Origin of the sequence: Enterococcus wangshanyuanii (genome assembly GCF_002197645.1) — a bacterium.
GTDB lineage: Bacteria > Bacillota > Bacilli > Lactobacillales > Enterococcaceae > Enterococcus_L > Enterococcus_L wangshanyuanii.
In genome coordinates, this window is the sequence record NZ_CP021874.1 from 1250758 (window position 1) to 1267610 (window position 16853).

At 38.6% G+C, this 16853-nt stretch carries 14 protein-coding genes and 1 other annotated feature; of the genes, 4 read left to right on the forward strand and 10 right to left on the reverse strand.

Translation table 11 applies throughout. The features are described from left to right. Nucleotides 1-48: 48 nt before the first annotated feature. Nucleotides 49-1086, forward strand: coding sequence for an AI-2E family transporter (locus CC204_RS06000; protein WP_088269334.1), 1038 nt, complete (start codon nt 49-51; stop codon nt 1084-1086). A 240-nt stretch (nt 1087-1326) separates the two neighbouring features. Here CC204_RS06000 and CC204_RS06005 read toward each other — a convergent pair whose 3' ends face one another. Both CC204_RS06005 and CC204_RS06010 read right to left on the reverse strand, forming a co-directional pair. After that, entirely contained in the window at nt 1327-1842 is a 516-nt protein-coding gene (locus tag CC204_RS06005; RefSeq protein WP_088269335.1) for a DUF5067 domain-containing protein, read from the reverse strand. Nucleotides 1843-1943: 101 nt separating this feature from the next. Further along, nucleotides 1944-3137, reverse strand: a complete 1194-nt coding sequence (locus CC204_RS06010) for a serine/threonine-protein kinase (RefSeq protein ID WP_088269337.1) — start codon at nt 3135-3137, stop codon at nt 1944-1946. A 123-nt stretch (nt 3138-3260) separates the two neighbouring features. On the opposite strand from CC204_RS06010, the gene CC204_RS06015 reads away from it, so the two are divergent. Further along, nucleotides 3261-3689 carry a helix-turn-helix domain-containing protein gene (locus CC204_RS06015; protein ID WP_188634483.1) on the forward strand — a complete coding sequence of 143 codons (429 nt, stop codon included), beginning with the start codon at nt 3261-3263 and terminating at the stop codon, nt 3687-3689. Between the two features lie 89 nt (nt 3690-3778). Here CC204_RS06015 and nhaC read toward each other — a convergent pair whose 3' ends face one another. From nhaC to CC204_RS21805, 4 genes are all read right to left on the reverse strand, one after another. Then, a complete protein-coding gene (nhaC, locus tag CC204_RS06020; protein ID WP_373285308.1) occupies nt 3779-5152 on the reverse strand; it encodes a Na+/H+ antiporter NhaC in 1374 nt (457 codons plus the stop codon). Nucleotides 5153-5238: 86 nt separating this feature from the next. After that, the gene (gene tdc, locus CC204_RS06025) at nt 5239-7092 is read right to left on the reverse strand and encodes a tyrosine decarboxylase (RefSeq protein WP_088269341.1); all 1854 of its coding nucleotides are present in this window, start codon (nt 7090-7092) and stop codon (nt 5239-5241) included. Between the two features lie 68 nt (nt 7093-7160). Further along, nucleotides 7161-8564 (reverse strand): tyrosine-tyramine antiporter, encoded by a 1404-nt coding sequence (tyrP, locus tag CC204_RS06030; RefSeq protein WP_088269343.1) that lies wholly within the window; start codon nt 8562-8564, stop codon nt 7161-7163. A gap of 174 nt (nt 8565-8738) precedes the next feature. Beyond that, nucleotides 8739-8813 (reverse strand): pinensin family lanthipeptide, encoded by a 75-nt coding sequence (locus CC204_RS21805; protein ID WP_188634489.1) that lies wholly within the window; start codon nt 8811-8813, stop codon nt 8739-8741. Between the two features lie 115 nt (nt 8814-8928). Continuing rightward, nucleotides 8929-9131: a binding site (T-box leader), on the forward strand. Nucleotides 9132-9183: 52 nt separating this feature from the next. Between CC204_RS21805 and tyrS the strand changes: the two genes are divergently transcribed. Together tyrS and CC204_RS06040 are read left to right on the forward strand one after the other, a co-directional pair. Continuing rightward, nucleotides 9184-10452, forward strand: coding sequence for a tyrosine--tRNA ligase (gene tyrS, locus CC204_RS06035; protein ID WP_088269345.1), 1269 nt, complete (start codon nt 9184-9186; stop codon nt 10450-10452). 505 nt (nt 10453-10957) lie between these two features. Then, nucleotides 10958-11272: a YerC/YecD family TrpR-related protein gene (locus CC204_RS06040; RefSeq protein WP_088269347.1), complete on the forward strand. Its 315-nt coding sequence runs from the start codon at nt 10958-10960 to the stop codon at nt 11270-11272. A 127-nt stretch (nt 11273-11399) separates the two neighbouring features. Here CC204_RS06040 and lpdA read toward each other — a convergent pair whose 3' ends face one another. The 4 genes from lpdA to pdhA all read right to left on the reverse strand — a co-directional run bounded on the left by lpdA (nt 11400) and on the right by pdhA (nt 16685). Continuing rightward, nucleotides 11400-12806 carry a dihydrolipoyl dehydrogenase gene (gene lpdA / locus CC204_RS06045; protein WP_088269349.1) on the reverse strand — a complete coding sequence of 469 codons (1407 nt, stop codon included), beginning with the start codon at nt 12804-12806 and terminating at the stop codon, nt 11400-11402. 7 nt (nt 12807-12813) lie between these two features. Further along, entirely contained in the window at nt 12814-14454 is a 1641-nt protein-coding gene (locus tag CC204_RS06050) for a dihydrolipoyllysine-residue acetyltransferase (protein WP_088269350.1), read from the reverse strand. A gap of 135 nt (nt 14455-14589) precedes the next feature. Then, nucleotides 14590-15567, reverse strand: coding sequence for an alpha-ketoacid dehydrogenase subunit beta (locus CC204_RS06055; RefSeq protein WP_069661883.1), 978 nt, complete (start codon nt 15565-15567; stop codon nt 14590-14592). 2 nt (nt 15568-15569) lie between these two features. Beyond that, nucleotides 15570-16685, reverse strand: coding sequence for a pyruvate dehydrogenase (acetyl-transferring) E1 component subunit alpha (gene pdhA / locus CC204_RS06060; RefSeq protein ID WP_088269352.1), 1116 nt, complete (start codon nt 16683-16685; stop codon nt 15570-15572). Nucleotides 16686-16853 lie beyond the last annotated feature (168 nt).

The window sequence follows — 16853 nt, forward strand, 5'->3', positions numbered from 1 at the left end:
AAAGCTTTATAGTTATCTTACAAAGTAGTTGCTTAAGGAGTGAAGCATGTGTCTTTTTATGAAAAATTTATTCACAATATCCGTCTTAGACGTTTTTTTGTTTTAGCCGTCATTATTTTTATTCTTTTTTTAGCCAAAAGTATGATCACAATGATTTTATTGACCTTTATTTTTACTTTTTTGGCGCTTCATCTCGTAAAGTTCATTCAGCACTTTGCGAAGATTCCATCTCTAGTTCTTGTCTTGATCACGTATTCTCTGATTGTCTTTTTGGTCTATCTGGCAATCACTAAATATGTACCTGTCTTAGCAAAACAAACCATTCAAATGTATAATTCGGTCGTCCATTTTTATCAAAATCCTGCAAATAGCGATAATCAGCTGCTTGCAGTCATTGATGATTATTTGGAAAAATCAAACCTCACGTCTCAGATTCAAAATGGCGCCAGCACGCTCTTGCGTTATGTTCAGGATATTGGTTCACTTGGACTGTCTGTAGTTCTTTCATTTATCTTAAGTTTCTTTTTTATGATCGAAAAAAAACAGATGGCTGATTTTTCTAAATTATTTCTTAAAAGTGATTTTGATTGGTTCTTCCAAGATATTTACTATTTTGCAGATAAGTTCGTCAATACCTTTGTTGTTGTAATGGAAGCCCAATTTTTTATTGCCGTCGTTAATACTGCAATCACAACGATTTGTTTAGCATTGATCGGTTTTTCTCAGTTGCCAAGTCTGGCGATCATGATTTTTATTTTAAGTCTGATTCCTGTAGCTGGCGTGATCGTTTCTTGTATTCCGTTGAGTTTTATCGCCTATTCTCAAGGCGGGATCAATGATGTGATTTATATTTTAGCGGTGATTCTTATCGTACATTTATTTGAATCTTATGTATTGAATCCTAAATTCATGTCCAGTAAAACAGATTTGCCGATTTTTTATACATTTGTCATCTTATTGGTCAGTGAACGACTTTTTGGTGTTTGGGGGTTGATTGTTGGAATTCCGATTTTCACCTTCTTTTTAGATATCTTAAAGGTCAAACCGATCCATTCAGCAAACGAACAACTAGACAATTCTATATAAAAAAAGTGATGAACAGACTAATCTGTTCATCACTTTTTTGTGGTTTTAGCAGGTTTTTGTACTTGGAAAATCAGTCAGGAAGCAAAGACTAATTGATTTCGGACTAAATAACTAGCTTGTTTCAGCTACCTGTCCAAGATCCCAATACACTGCCATATATAAGGAAAATCAATTCCTTTGCTTCCTCTGAAGCAAAAACTAGGCTGTTCCTTTTCAAGAACACTAGCTGAACCACCCTTTTTATTGTAGAATAAATTCTTTAGACAACTTTTCTTTATTACTGAATAATTTCGTTGCCTCTACAGAAACCGGTGCACTTAAATCACTTAACTTATAAGGTACTTTTAAATTCAGTGTTGCTCCTGGCTGAATTTCTGTCATTGAATCTACATACCCCTCTTCAGCCATAATTGCCAATTGCAATGCCGCGCCATTTTGGAAAGCTTTCGTTGTGATCGAGGTCAAAAACATTGCATTTGTATCGCTATTATTCGTAAATTCATACTCCACGACACCAACATCTGCACCACTGTAATCTTTAGCAAAAGTAAACTCTTTGATCGCTACGTGATACTCACCCAAATCACCAGCATCTGTCACTGCTGGAGCTTCTGACTCTTTGTTTTTGACAACCGTACTTGTTGTTTCTTCTTTTTTGGAAGGCGTCTCTTTTTTGTCATCAGAGCCCATATTGACTAACACTCCACCCACAACTAATACACCAATACCTATCAAAACGATTTTCTTCATGTTCATGTTTTTTGTCTCCTTTGTTATTTAGTCCGTTGATACATCTTGATCATACGGAATAACCAAAGGAAAATCTTATGCATCGAGCATAGTTAGAAATAATTATTTTATGGTACTCGCTGTTCACCACGAAGTAGTGAACAAAGTGCAAGCCAAAAAAGCCCCAGTAAGATATAGCCAAAAATTCTAACTATACGTTTTTTTGACTTTAATAAAGGAAGTTTACTATGAAAATCCATAAAATTAGTAAATAAAAATACAGGAAGAACAAAATAAAGCAGATCTTCAACTACTAGCCCTGATCGACCATTAGAACTTCCATTTCTCATAATATCCAACGGTAGACCTAATCCAATGAATACATAATAAATCACTGCAATCACTTTTTTCCATACAATATCCGTTCGAAATCCCGGCACATATTTTCTTAATATAGAAGAAGGATATGTCTTGACAACTTTCTGTGAGATATTTTGTTGCTGCTCTTTGTTCGCCGCATTTTTTTCAAGAATTTCTCTTATGCGATCTTCCTGACTAGCTTTCTTGGTCTCTTTTTCCTCAGACTGATAATTGAACTTCAGTTTTTTCCACTGCTCTTCAACTTCCCACTTCATTTCTAAGGCTGATTGATAGCGATCGTTAGGATCTAGCTTGGTTGCTTTTAGAATCAACGGTCGTAAAAATTTATTCGTACTTAACTGCTCTTTCGGGTACTTTTTCGTGGCGCAAACATTCATCACAACCCCTACAGAATACAGATCACTTCGTCTATCTGATTCAGCAAAACCAAATTGCTCCGGTGAGGCAAAACCGATCGTCCCCAACTGAACAGTATCTGTTTCTTTTCCGCCGTCAAAAGTCCGAACAGCATCAAAGTCGATCAATTTCAATAGACCATCATTCGTCAACATGATATTTCCGGGCTTAACATCCCGATGGATGATCCCTTTGCTATGCAAAGCAATTAGGGCATCCAACAATTCTAGCGTCATTTTTAAGAGTGTTTCTATTTCGATCATTTCAGACCGTTGAATAATTTGCGTCAATGTCTTTCCATGAATAAATTCTTCATACAAAAAAAGCTTCCCATCTTCAACCAATACTTCTTGGATTTTTGGTAAATGAGTGTGATCGAGTTCTTGAAGGGTGAGCAAATTTTCTTTTAGAAATAGCGGATAGTATTTTTTGACAAAGAATTCTTTTGTTTCCCTATTTCTGACCAAAACAGGACCATTGGGCTTGTCTGTCAAAGGCTCGATTTCTTTATATAGACTAACTCGTTCTTCTGTTACATTTTCCATCATCATTCTCCATTATTTGTTTGCTTGTTTCATTATAGCAAAGAAATCCGTTAAATGCGTTCTCACTTTAGTAAAATCGAGGTATAATGAAGTGAAGAGTTTAAGAAAGAGGAGACTCGTGACATGCTGGAAATAGATACGGAAAAGCTGCTCCATTCATTAAAAAAAGCAGAAAATTTTCAAACTGCGCTTGCAGAAACGGCACCCCATACGATCGATCAAACGGCTAAAAAATTCCTAAATCAATGGCTTGAGGCCAAACAAACAACAAAAAGTGCTGTCTTAAAAAAAGCAGGGATCACTGAAGCGACAGGCTACCAATATTTTGATGGCAAACGAAATCCTTCCAGAGAAAAAATAATCGCTTTAGCGATCGGCTTTTCCTTAACGTTGGAAGAAACCAATGAGTTACTGAAAAAAACGAGTTATGCTCAGCTCTATCCAAAACACCCTTGGGATGCAGTGGTCATCTACGGGCTCTCACATCGACTAACGATTTTAGAAATTGATGATTATTTATATGAAGCAGGACTTAAAACGTTTGGTGAATAACTGACAAAAATTACTTAGATTTGAGTAATGATCGACGTAAAAGAGACCGAAACAAAACGAACAATCAGTTTTGTTTGGTCTCTTTTCAATTACTTTTTCTGACGCTTACTATTTAAGGTAATAAAGCAGGATAAAATTGGCAATAAATAACAGAAAACAGCATAAGGCAAATACTCGATCGTTGAAATACCTAACGTTCCGGAAATGAAAACACCACTTACGCCCCATGGAATCAACGGATTTACTACAGACCCCGCATCATTCAAGCCTCTTGATAACAAGGTAAGAGGAACTTTTTTTTCTTTAAACTTATTGATAAATGATTTTCCAGGTAAAATGATCGACAGATACTGCTCGCCGATCAATACATTGATCCCAACAGAACTCAACATTGTAATCAAAATCAGTTTTTGGCGAGAATCAATTATTTTTTCAAAACGTTGAAGTAAACAATCAATAATCTCCATTTTCACTAGCAAGCCGCCTAATGATAACGCCAAGATGATCAAAGAAACGGACCACATCATACTTTGGATCCCTCCGCGAGTCAACAATTCATCCACCTGAATATTTCCCGTTTGAGAAACAAACCCATTTTGCAGCATCGTTGCTGTTTCAACCAATGATAAATGCGGTGTTGTAAAAAACATCAGAACTAGCGATGTTCCGATACTTGTTAATAAGGTAGGGATCGCCGGAATTTTTTTCCATGCACAGACAAAGAGCAAGGCTAATGGGATCAATGAAACAAAAGAAATAGTAAAATACTCATTCAGCGTGCTGACGATTTCATGAATACTATGGCTATCCAACGCACCATCATAGCGTAAGCCTGTCACAAAAAAATAAATGACCGATATCACAGCTGCTGGTAATGCTGTTTTATATGTATTCTTTAAATGATCAAATAAATCTACTTCCGCAATAGCTGCCGCGAGATTCACGGTATCTGAAAGTGGTGAAATCGAGTTTCCCAAAAAAGCACCAGAAACAATCGCCCCTGCTGTCAACGCTGGATCAACACCGATCAAGCTGCCCATCCCTAAAAAAGCAATCCCGATCGTTGAAACCGTCGTAAAGGAACTGCCGACAGCACCGCCTACGATGCCGCACACGAAAAAGACCGTCGGCACGAAATACTTCACAGACAGAAAAGAAAAACCTAAAACCATGATCGTTGGAATCGTTCCGCCTGCGATCCAAACACTGATCAATGCGCCGATCAAAATAAAAATCACAATTGGAATAATGCCGGAGGAGACGCCGTCAACAAGTGCCTCATGAATAAAATCCCAAGAAAATTTCTTATAAACAGCAAACACCATCAAATAACCAATTGCAAGCAACAAAGCGACATGGGCAGGGATATCAAAACCAATAATACTAACGCCGATCATTACAACTAAAGTAATCAAAAGAAACGCTGCTTCATTAAAATTTACTTGATATTTTTTCATATACATTCCTCACATCTTATAGAATCCTTCAACCTGTTAAAACAAGAAATGCCTGCGGCAAAAAATCGCCGCAGACGCTCTTTGAAAAACGATTATTCTGCGTAAATCGCTTCTAATTTTTCTTGGATCGCTTGTTTGATTTTTACTGCATATTCATCAAATGTTTCTTTATCATTCATATATGGAGACATTGCAGCAGCACGTAAAATCGTTACTTTATCAGCACGTTCCCATTCAGCACGAGAAAAGCCTAAGCTATTTACGAATTCAAATGGGCTATTGCCATATTCTTCGATCGCAAAATCTGTGTGTGATGTAATGAATTCATTGTTGTATAAGCCGCCTTTAGCATAAGAAGCGTAATCGTAGAAATCGTGGTTCAATTTATTCATTTTCACAAGATCTGTATTGCCTTTTTCATTGAAAACATAGTCCACCATGTTAAAGTCTGGTTTTGTTAATGCATGGATCTCAATTGTTTTATCTCCTACCTGGAATTCTAATCCATCGATAAAGTGATAGAAATGATACGCTCCTTCAATACTTGCGCCCATCAATTTACCGTAACCCGTTACGTTTAATGGCAATACTTTATGCGCAGTCCAAACAGCAGCAGCAGTTGCACCCGCTTTTGAACCTTCTAAAATATAAGCACCAAGCAACGCTGGAATATCTGCCCCTTTTTCAAATACATAAGTGGCAAAATAAGAAATCACGTCACGCATGCGGATATCTTTGATCACGACACCACCAGCTGAATAAGGAATATACCCCATTTTATGTGGATCGATCGTTACGGATTCTGCTTGTTCGATCGCTTTGAACGAATCATAAATATCTTGTGTCAACCAATCATTCTTTTCTTGGAAGATATTATGTTTGGCGTATACTTCATCGATTTTGTCCCATTCAATAAATTGGTCATTTTCATCTAAGAAAATTGAACGACCATAACCACCGTAAGCTGCATCGACATGAACATAGAAGTAGATTCCTTCTTGGGCTAACTTCTCACGTAACGCAATGATTTGATCGATACGGTCAACTTGTCCTTCTTCTGTGGAACCCACTACCCCTACTACCCCTAGCGTTGGGATTCCTTGCGCTGCTAAGTCACGAATTTGTGCTTCTAATTTTTCGATATCCATGCGGTATTCGCTGTTTACTTCACCAGCAATCACTTGATCTAACCCAATACCGATGATGTCGGCTGCTTTCAACCAAGAATAGTGTTTCGTTTGAGGCACGATCCATTTTCCTAATTTGTCTAAATTTTTCCCGCTACGGGCTGAATGAGCTTTGATTTCGTCCATTTTATCTTGAACTTTATCTAAGATATCCAATACTTCTGTTGTTGACATATTTAATAATTCCCACTCTGTTTTTCCAGCAACCATTTCTGGTGCAACTGCTTGGATGGCAAATGGTAAAGATTTCATGTTACGGGCATACCACAGACCTTCAAGGTTTGCGATCGAACCATCTGCTGCAATATGTCCCCAACCGTTTTGATAGCTCATCAAGCTGGCAAATTCCATCCCAACTTCTTCTTCCATTTGTGAAGTTGCTGGTGAAGATTCATACGCTACGTTATTTCCATTCCAAAGCATCGCTGCTGAATAGGCAATAATCGAAGGCATCAATGTTTCAGCGTTCATATGACCCCAGAAACGACCTGCTGAATGCCATGGTAATGATTCTGTACGTAAACGTGAAGATAACGTATTAAAGACAGTCCGCATGTTGTCTGCTGTTTCTTGGAAGCTTTTAGAGCTTCTATCTTGGGGAGTGATGACAGGCATATCTTGGGGCATGTAGTTTTGTCTCCAGCCGATGTGTTCATCGATCATTTTATTCAATAATTCTTTGAATAGATCAACGTTTTCACCTTTATCACCGATAAATAGTGCTTTTAAATTTGTATCATCTGTATTGAAATTTTTCATGAATATTTCCTCCAATAGTTTCAAAATAAGTCAGACTAATCAGCCTCTTGATAAACTGTTTGTACCGTTTACTTTGTTTTTTTCCATTCTGGTTTTTTTCTCTTATAAATGAGTAAAGCAATGCCGATCATGATCAATGTGGCAGCAACTTGGAAAATCACGTATGCGACATGACCGCTTTGGGGAACAGAGGTTGGTGGAATCAAACTGACCAACATGGTAACGATCACACTCACGACTGCCAATGAAGCCACAGCCCACATCAAGCCATTGCCTTTACTTCCTAATCTAAACGGGCGTTCAACAGACGGCATACTGTAACGCAGTTTAACTGCGGATAAAGAAATCAATAGATAAACGACGCAATATAAAATCGTTGTAGTAATTGTAATAATCAAAAATGCTTCACTTATATCAGGTACGACAACATATAAGAATGAAACAAGAGAAATAACGATTGCTTGGATCATCACGAAAGTGATTGGAATTCCTTTTGCGTTACGTTTTTGGAAGAATGGCGGCAAGTTCCCTTCATCTGCCACTTTGATCATTGATTTACTTGGCCCTAAAACCCAAGCACTCAATTGAACTAACACACCGATTAAAATCATCAATGAAACAATATTATTAAAGATTGCTGGGATACCCAGATCTTCAGTCATGATCACAAACGGTTGTGTAATGTTAGCTAATTCCATTTGACCAGCTGGTACACTGTCAGCAACACTTAGCCCCGCAACCAAATTGAATACAACAAGTAATAAAACAGACGCAATAACTGCGATAGGATAATTCCGTTTAGGATTATCGATGTTATTGGCATGAACCGAAGAAATTTCAACCCCGGCAAAGATAAAGATGATCCCTGTCAACGTTGGTAAACTACCTAAATCGCTAAAATCAGGCAACAGTTTTGCTGCTTCAAAGTGACCTAAATAGCTGTCTTGATTGATTCCGTGTTTTGCCATATACATCATTCCTAAAACAACTAAGGCTACGAATGGAATATAAACACCGATCACAGCGCCCCAGTCACCAGCGATTTTGACCATATCAAATTTCAAATTCAATAATGTAATGCTCCAATAGGAAAGCAAGATCATAATGAAAATAAATAAATTGTTATGTCCTAAATCTGGACGATTGATAACATATCCAAGTAACACTCCGACCGTTGAAGCAACCATGACCATTCCAAAAAACATTTGGACCCATAATAGCCACGATGTAACAAAGCCCCATTTTTCACCGAATGCATTGCGCACCCACACCTGAGGACCGCCCTCTTCTGGCCAGCCTGTTGACAGCTCAGCCGAAATCAATGCGATCGGTAATGCAAAACAACAAGCAGCAATCAGCATATAAAAAATCTGTGCCCAGCCTGTCGAAGCTAATGTTGGAACACTACGAACCGTTCCAAAAAAGGCCATGGTAATTCCAATCAATCCAAATAATGACAATTTCTTATTCATGTTTGACCTCCTGATTAAATTTATTTTTTGTTCCCACATGTGAAATCACATTCAAAGTATAGGTACCATAGAGACCTAAGTCAAAAAGAGCAGAATTAAAAAAAAAGCTCGTTATTTAACATTTTTATTTTCTATTCGGCGCGTCAGCGCTTTACTACGTTAAAGTATTTCTGCTTAAAAAAAGCAATTAGTCACTTCATTTATTAAATTTGTCACAAATGATTTCAGCTTTAGTTCTTTTAAAAAAATCTAAATGAAAGTAATTTACACTAATATGAGAATCCTTTCATTTAAAAATAATAAAAAGAAAAAAGAAGGATTTGACAAGTCGATCGATTTGTCGTAGAATTACCACAAAATCACATATCAAACTTTAATAAAGCGAAGTAGCAAAGATGTCCCTATTTCAGAGAGTCAGCATTTAGTGAGAGTTGGCATATACATTTTTTGTGAATTACACTTTTAGTTTCCTACCGTAAGTAGGCGTCTATCTACGATACAGATTTGAGAGGTATATGTTTTTACATATACAATTTGGGTGGTAACACGGAGAAGTTCGTCCCATAGGCTAATCGCCTATGGGGCGTTTTTTATTTTATATAGGAAAGGATGAAGAAACATGACAAACATTATTGATGAACTAGAATGGCGTGGCGCCATCAACCAACAAACAGATAGCGAAGGTTTGCGTGAGTACGTTGAAACCAACAGCATTTCACTATATTGCGGTGTGGATCCTACAGGAGATAGTATGCATATTGGACATCTGATCCCATTTATGATGCTAAAAAGATTCCAAGCTTTTGGACACCATCCGTTTATTTTGATCGGTGGAGCGACTGGTACGATCGGCGATCCAAGTGGTCGAACAACAGAACGTCAATTACAAACAATGGAAACTGTTCAGCACAACGTCGATTCTTTGACACGCCAAATGGAAAAACTGTTTGCTGTCGATACGGACAATACATTGACTTTAGTAAACAACTACGACTGGACACACAATTTAACACTTTTAGATTTCCTAAGAGATTTTGGTAAGTTTTTCAATATCAACACTATGCTTGCTAAAGATATCGTGGCAAGTCGCTTAGAAACAGGAATCTCATTTACAGAATTCACATACCAAATCCTACAATCAATGGACTTTTTACACCTATTCCAAAATAATAATGTCCGCATGCAAATCGGTGGTGCCGATCAATGGGGCAATATCACTGCTGGATTAGATTTGATTCGTAAAAAAGAAGGCGCAGATGCGAAAGCCTTTGGTTTAACGATTCCATTGATGCTAAAAGCAGACGGTACAAAATTCGGTAAAACAGCTGGTGGGGCAGTTTGGCTCGATCCAGAAAAAACAACCCCTTACGAATTCTACCAATTCTGGGTCAATCAAGATGATCGTGATGTTATCAAATACTTGAAATTCTTTACCTTCTTAACAAAAGAAGAAATCGAAGCGCTAGAAGTCAAAGTAGAAACTGAGCCACATTTACGTGAAGCACAACGTGTATTAGCGGCGGAAATGACAAAATTTGTGCATAGTGAAGAAGACTTGAACGATGCTTTAGCCATTTCAGAAGCCCTATTCTCTGGTAACGTTAAAAACTTAACTTCAAAACAAATCGAAGAAGGCTTCAAAAATATGCCGACAGTTGAAACAGAGGCAATCAACCAAAATATTGTTGATTGGCTGATCGAATTAGGCATCGAACCTTCAAAACGTCAAGCACGTGAAGATGTTACGAATGGCGCTATTTCAATCAACGGCGACCGTATTCGCGAAGTAGACTTTGAAGTAACAGCTGATCAATCATTCGATGGTAAATTCATCATTGTTAGAAAAGGGAAAAAACAATACACATTAGTTAAATTAGGTGCAAAATAATCACTGTAACAACTCAAAAAAGCACGAAACAAGAGTTCTTTAGTCTTGTTTCGTGCTTTTTTCTCTTGGGTACTGGACAAAAGAAAAAAAAGTTTTATAATAGGAAAATGGTTGCGATATTTATAACGCACGATTTATGAATATGGAGTTCAATAGTCAGCTTGTTCCGCTTTTGCTGAGAAACACAGCGAATAAAATGAACTGATGTTGAACAGTACAAGACTTTCAAAGAAAGTGTTGATCATTTGTGTTATCCAGCTGCACAGGCTAGCTCTTCGGAAAAAAGACAAATGTTGAGTGAGACAAAGAGCATCTCAATCAACATTTCCTATTTTTCTGTCAGAGCTGAGCGAGCCTGTTCCGTTTTTAGTGTTATCTAGCTGTACAAATCAATCCTTAGGAAAATAGACAAATTGTCAGTGTGACAAAGAGCGTCACAAAGTCAATTTCCTAATTTTCTACAGGATTAAACGATTTGTTCCGCTTTTAAATTTAGGAGGGACTTATGAAAATCGATAAAATTCAAGACGGTCATGGCGATGAGTTTTTCCGTTCTCTACTTGCTTTAGAAACTTTAGAGGATTGTTATAATTATTTTGATGATTTGATGACATTGAAGGAACTAGATTCGATGATCCAGCGTTTTGAGGTGGCAAAATTACTTCTATTAAATAAAACGTATACCGATATCGCTGAAGCGACCGGCAGCAGTACTACGACTATCTCTCGAGTGAAACGGATTTTAGATGAAGGAAATGGCGGTTTGCTTGAAATGGTTCATAGAATCGATGAAGAGGACGATAGCGAGCTTCATCGCTAGATCAGATAATCTTACCCCTGAAAAAAGTAATGATACGCTTAAATTACTTTTTAGGGTCTTTTATTTAAAAGCAAAACAAAAGACCGAGCCTGGCCAGCTCGGTCTTTCTTTTGTGTGACAATCTATGCTAAATATGAATTGGCAAACCTAAAGCCAACTCAGAAGCATCCATAGTAATTTCCCCTAAAGATGGGTGTGGATGGATCGTTAATGCAATATCCTCTGCATTCATGCCAGATTCAACAGCTAGTGATAACTCAGAAATCATATCACTTGCGCCAACTCCGCCGATTTGTGCTCCGATGATCACATTATCTTCATTTGTCGTAACTAAACGAACAAATCCTTCTGTTTTACCTAAAGAAATCGCACGTCCGTTACCAGCAAATGGGAATTTGTAAGCAGTTGCTTCTAAGCCCGCTTCTTTTGCTTCAGCAATCGTCATACCAACACTTGCTAATTCAGGATCAGTAAAGGCTACAGCAGGCATTGCTTTGTAGTCAACTTCTACCTTTTTACCAGAGATTGCTTCTGCAGCGATTTTTGCTTCGTAGCTTGCTTTGTGAGCAAGAGCAGCACCTGGTACGATATCTCCGATTGCAAAGATGTTTGATACATTAGTTCTACCTTGTTTGTCGACAGTAACTAAACCACGTTCGCCAACTTCAACGCCCGCTTGTTCAAGACCTAGATCATCTGTATTTGGACGACGTCCAACTGTTACCATTACGTAATCAGCAGTTACAGATTCTTCTTTGCCGTCTACTTCATATTTAACAGTCACGCTATCGCCATTATCAACAGCCTCTTTAGCCATTGCTTTTGTGACAACTGTAACATTTTTCTTCTTGAAATCATCAGTTACAAGTTTAACCATATCTTTTTCATAGGTTGGTAAAATTGAAGGGCTACCTTCTAAGATCGTTACTTCAGAACCTAGGTTAGCGTATGCCCCACCAAGTTCTGCACCGATGACACCGCCACCGATGATCACGAATTTTTTAGGAACTTCTTTCAAGTTTAACCCGCCAGTAGAATCTAAGACACGTCCGCCAAATTTAAATCCTGGGATTTCGATTGGACGAGAACCTGTCGCTACGATCGCGTTATTGAATGAGTAAGTTTGAGCTGAGTCCGGATGGATCACACGTAATGTGTTTTCGTCAACGAAGAAAGCTTCTCCTTCAATGATTTCGATTTTATGTTTTTTTAGAAGGAAACCAACACCGCTTGTCAATGTATTAACAACTTTATTGTCTTTCCATTCTTGTGTTTTTGCAAAGTCTAATTCAACACCTTTAGCTGTTACACCAAACATTGTTGAGTCTAGTGATTCTTGATAGTGATGTCCTGCAGCGATCAATGCTTTAGAAGGAATACATCCAACGTTCAAACATACACCGCCGATAAACTCACGCTCAATGATCGCAACTTTTTGACCCATTTCAGCAGCACGAATCGCTGCAACATATCCTCCAGGGCCTGAACCAATTACGACTGTATCTAATTCAATGGCGAAATCTCCTACTACCATCTGATAATCATCCTTCCATTAATAATAATTCTGGATCAGCTAATAAACGCTTGATGTTGTTCATTGCTTTTTGAGCAGTTGCACCATCAACGATACGGTGGTCAAAACTCATTGAAAGTTTCATGACACGTCCAACAACGATTTCTCCGTCTGCATTTACAACTGGTTGAGTAGCGATTGTACCAACCCCTAAAATTGCAACTTCAGGGTAGTTGATCACTGGTGTGAACCAGCCGCCGCCAACTGAACCAATATTACTGATCGTGATTGAACCATCACGCATATCCGCAGCAGTTAATTTACCATCGATTGCAAGAGCTGCTTTTTCGTTGATTTCATCTGCAATTGCGAACATGCTCTTCGTATTCGCATTTTTAACATTTGGTACATATAAACCATGATCAGTATCTGTTGCGATACCAATGTTATAGTAGTTTTTATAAACGATTTCTTGTGCTGCATCATCGATTGAAGCATTCAAGATCGGGAATTTTTGAACAGTTGCTGTCAATGCTTTTACAACGTATGGTAAGAATGTTAATTTTGTACCATTCGCAGCTGCCACATCTTTGAATTTCTTACGGTGATCCCATAATTTAGACACTTCAACTTCATCATGCAACGTAACGTGCGGTGCAGTGTGTTTGCTGTTGACCATTGCTTTTGCGATTGCTTTACGTGTTGGTGTCATTTTTTCGCGTGTTTCAGCTTCACCTAAATCAGATACAAATGGTTTTGCAGGAGCTTTTGGTGCAGCTGCTGTTTCTGTTGCTGCTGGAGTTGCGGCAGTTTGTTCAGCTTGTGCTGGCGCTGCTGCTTGTCCACCACCAGAAATGAAGGCTTCGATATCCGCTTTTGTGACACGGCCGCCTTTTCCTGTTGGTGCAACTTGTGTGATATCAACATCTTTTTCACGAGCAAATTGACGTACTGATGGCATAGCCAAGACGCGTTTGTTTGGATCTGCTGCTGCCACAACACCTGTTGATGCTGCTGGTGCAGGAGCTGCTTGTTCTGTTTGAGCAGGTGCACTTGCTGCAGGAGCAGATGCACTTGGTGCAGAATTATGTCCTGGTGCATCGATTTCGATCAATACATCTCCAACGTTTGCTACTGTACCTTCTGGAACAACAATGTTTTTAACTGTTCCTGTAACTGGTGAAGGGATTTCTTCTACAGATTTGTCGTTTTGAACTTCTAATAATGTATCATCTTCGTTGATTGTATCGCCTGATTTAACGAACCATTTTACGATTTCGCCTTCTGCAATACCTTCACCGATATCTGGTAATTTAAATTGGAACACACCGCCGCCATTATCAGCTGCTGGTGCTTCTGGAGTCGCTGCTGGTTGTGCAGGCGTTTGTTCTTGAGCCGGAGCTGCAGGTGCTGCATCATTTTCAGGATGTCCAGGTGCATCGATTTCGATCAAGACATCTCCAACGTTTGCTACTGTGCCTTCTGGTACGACGATTGATTTAACTGTTCCTGTAACTGGAGATGGAATCTCTTCTACAGATTTATCGTTTTGAACTTCTAATAATGTATCATCTTCATTGATGGTATCTCCTGCTTTAACGAACCATTTTACGATTTCGCCTTCTGCAATACCTTCACCAATATCTGGTAATTTAAATTGATAAGCCATTTTTTAAGCCTTCCCTTCCTTTATCGTATCTGTTTAACTCGCAAATTGCGGAAAACAACAGCTCTAAATTTCCACATGAAAAATTCACGTGAAAATTTAGGCATGCCGTTTAGAGCAAATCTATTCAGTTTCTAATTAAAATTCTGCGATTTCTCTTGCTTTCGCTTCGATATCTTTAGCATTTGGCAACCAAATGTTTTCTGCTTGTCCAAATGGGAAGATTGTATCTGGAGCAGATACACGGCCAATTGGCGCTTCTAATGATAATACAGCACGTTCAGAAATTTCAGAAACAACCATAGCACCAACGCCAGCTTGTTTTTGTGCTTCTTGAACAACGACTACGCGACCTGTTTTTTCAACTGATTTGATGATCGTTTCTACATCTAAAGGAGCTACAGTACGTAAGTCAATGATTTCAGCAGAAATATTGTCTTTTGCTAAGTTGTCAGCAGCTTTAATTGCTTCACGAACCATTGCACCGTAAGTGATGATCGATACGTCTGTACCTTCACGAGTCACAGCCGCTTTATCTAAAGGAACTTCATATGCTTCATCCGGCACTTCCTCACGGAATGAACGGTAAAGTTTCATGTGCTCTAAATAAACAACTGGATCGTTACTTCTAATAGAAGAAATCAATAGTCCTTTTGCATCATATGGGTTTGATGGGATAACCACACGGATACCTGGAGATTGAGCGATCAATCCTTCTAAGTTATCTGAGTGAAGTTCTGGTGTATGAACGCCTCCACCAAAAGGCGCACGAACTGTGATAGGCATGTTGCGAGTACCGCCCATACGGTAACGTGTACGAGCCATTTGACCAACGATTTCGTCAAAGACTTCAAATACGAATCCAAAGAATTGGATTTCAGGAACTGGACGGTAACCTTCTAAAGCTAAACCAAATGCTAAACCGCCGATTCCAGATTCCGCTAAAGGAGTATCGAAAACACGGTCTTCGCCAAATTTTTCTTGTAAGCCTTCAGTTGCACGGAAAACTCCGCCGTTTTTACCAACGTCTTCACCAAAGACTAGTACGTTTTCGTCTTTCTCTATTTCAAGAGCTAAGGCATCTGTAATTGCTTGGATCATTGTTTTTTGTGCCATGATTATTTCGACTCCTTCGCTTCGTAGAATGCAATTTGTTCTTTGATATTTTGAGGTTGAACTTCAAACATGTTTTTCAAGAAATCAGATACTTTTTGTTTTGGAACTTTATCTGCTTCTGCAATTGCTACTTTGATTTCTTCTTTTGTTTTTTCGATTACTTCGTTTTCTTTTTCTTCAGACCATAGACCTTTGTCTTCTAGATATTTACGGAAACGAACTAATGGATCTTTTTGTACCCATTCGTCATCCATGTCTTTTGAACGGTAACGAGTTGGATCGTCACCTGATAATGTATGTGGACCATAACGGTAAGTTAATGTTTCGATCAAGACAGGACCATTACCTGCTGCAGACCATTCGCGTGCTTCTTTAGCAATCGCATAAACAGCTAATGGATCCATTCCGTCAACGACGATTCCTGGGATTCCTGCTGCGACAGCTTTTTGTGCTAAAGTTTTCGCTGCAGTTTGTTTTTCACGTGGTGTTGAAATCGCAAAACCATTGTTTTGGATGATGAAGACACCATTTGCATGATAAGCACCAGCAAAGTTGATTGCTTCATAGAAGTCACCTTGTGAAGAACCGCCATCACCTGTATAAGTGAAGACAACATTTTTCTTGCCGCGTTTTTTCATTCCTAAAGCAACTCCTGCTGCTTGGATGTATTGTGCGCCGATGATGATTTGTGGTGGTAAAGCATTCAACTCAGGAGCGTAGTGGTTACCCGCTACATGTCCACGAGACCAAAGGAAAGCTTCAGCCAATGGTAAGCCATGTTGAACCAATTGAGGCACATCACGGTAACCTGGTAATAGGTAATCTTCTTTTTCCATTGCGAATTGACTTGCTAACTGGCTTGCTTCTTGTCCAGCAGTTGGAGCGAAGAATCCTAGACGACCTTGACGGTTCAAGGCAGTTGAACGTTGGTCTAACACACGTGACCAAACCATACGAGTCATTAATTCTACTAGTTCGTCATCTGATAAATCCGGTACAGCATCTTTGTTTACGATTTTCCCATCTTTATCTAAAACTTGAAATGTTGGGAAATCTGCGTCGACTTTTTCCATAAGTGCTTTAAAGTCAATAGGTTTTTGTTTCTTTGCCTTTGCCATTTTGTCACACAATCCTCTCTGTTACGTTTCTTTTTTTCGAATAAAAATAAAACAGCATCTAAAACTGTATTACTTTTTATCGACTACACTTACAAATTATCACTAATCGATCAAAAGCGCAAGTAAAAAGTTAGTATTTGTCAAAATTTCACAAAAATACCGAAAACC

Bases quoted from the DNA above. Each gene is read 5' to 3' on its own strand.
- CC204_RS06005 (WP_088269335.1), bottom strand. From the start codon at position 1,842: ATGAACATGAAGAAAATCGTTTTGATAGGTATTGGTGTATTAGTTGTG.
- tyrP (WP_088269343.1), bottom strand. From the start codon at position 8,564: ATGAATAAGAAATTGTCATTATTTGGATTGATTGGAATTACCATGGCC.
- CC204_RS06050 (WP_088269350.1), bottom strand. From the start codon at position 14,454: ATGGCTTATCAATTTAAATTACCAGATATTGGTGAAGGTATTGCAGAA.
- CC204_RS06055 (WP_069661883.1), bottom strand. From the start codon at position 15,567: ATGGCACAAAAAACAATGATCCAAGCAATTACAGATGCCTTAGCTCTT.
- CC204_RS06040 (WP_088269347.1), top strand. From the start codon at position 10,958: ATGAAAATCGATAAAATTCAAGACGGTCATGGCGATGAGTTTTTCCGT.
- tdc (WP_088269341.1), bottom strand. From the start codon at position 7,092: ATGAAAAATTTCAATACAGATGATACAAATTTAAAAGCACTATTTATC.
- CC204_RS06015 (WP_188634483.1), top strand. From the start codon at position 3,261: ATGCTGGAAATAGATACGGAAAAGCTGCTCCATTCATTAAAAAAAGCA.
- lpdA (WP_088269349.1), bottom strand. From the start codon at position 12,806: ATGGTAGTAGGAGATTTCGCCATTGAATTAGATACAGTCGTAATTGGT.
- CC204_RS06010 (WP_088269337.1), bottom strand. From the start codon at position 3,137: ATGGAAAATGTAACAGAAGAACGAGTTAGTCTATATAAAGAAATCGAG.
- nhaC (WP_373285308.1), bottom strand. From the start codon at position 5,152: ATGTATATGAAAAAATATCAAGTAAATTTTAATGAAGCAGCGTTTCTT.
- tyrS (WP_088269345.1), top strand. From the start codon at position 9,184: ATGACAAACATTATTGATGAACTAGAATGGCGTGGCGCCATCAACCAA.
- pdhA (WP_088269352.1), bottom strand. From the start codon at position 16,685: ATGGCAAAGGCAAAGAAACAAAAACCTATTGACTTTAAAGCACTTATG.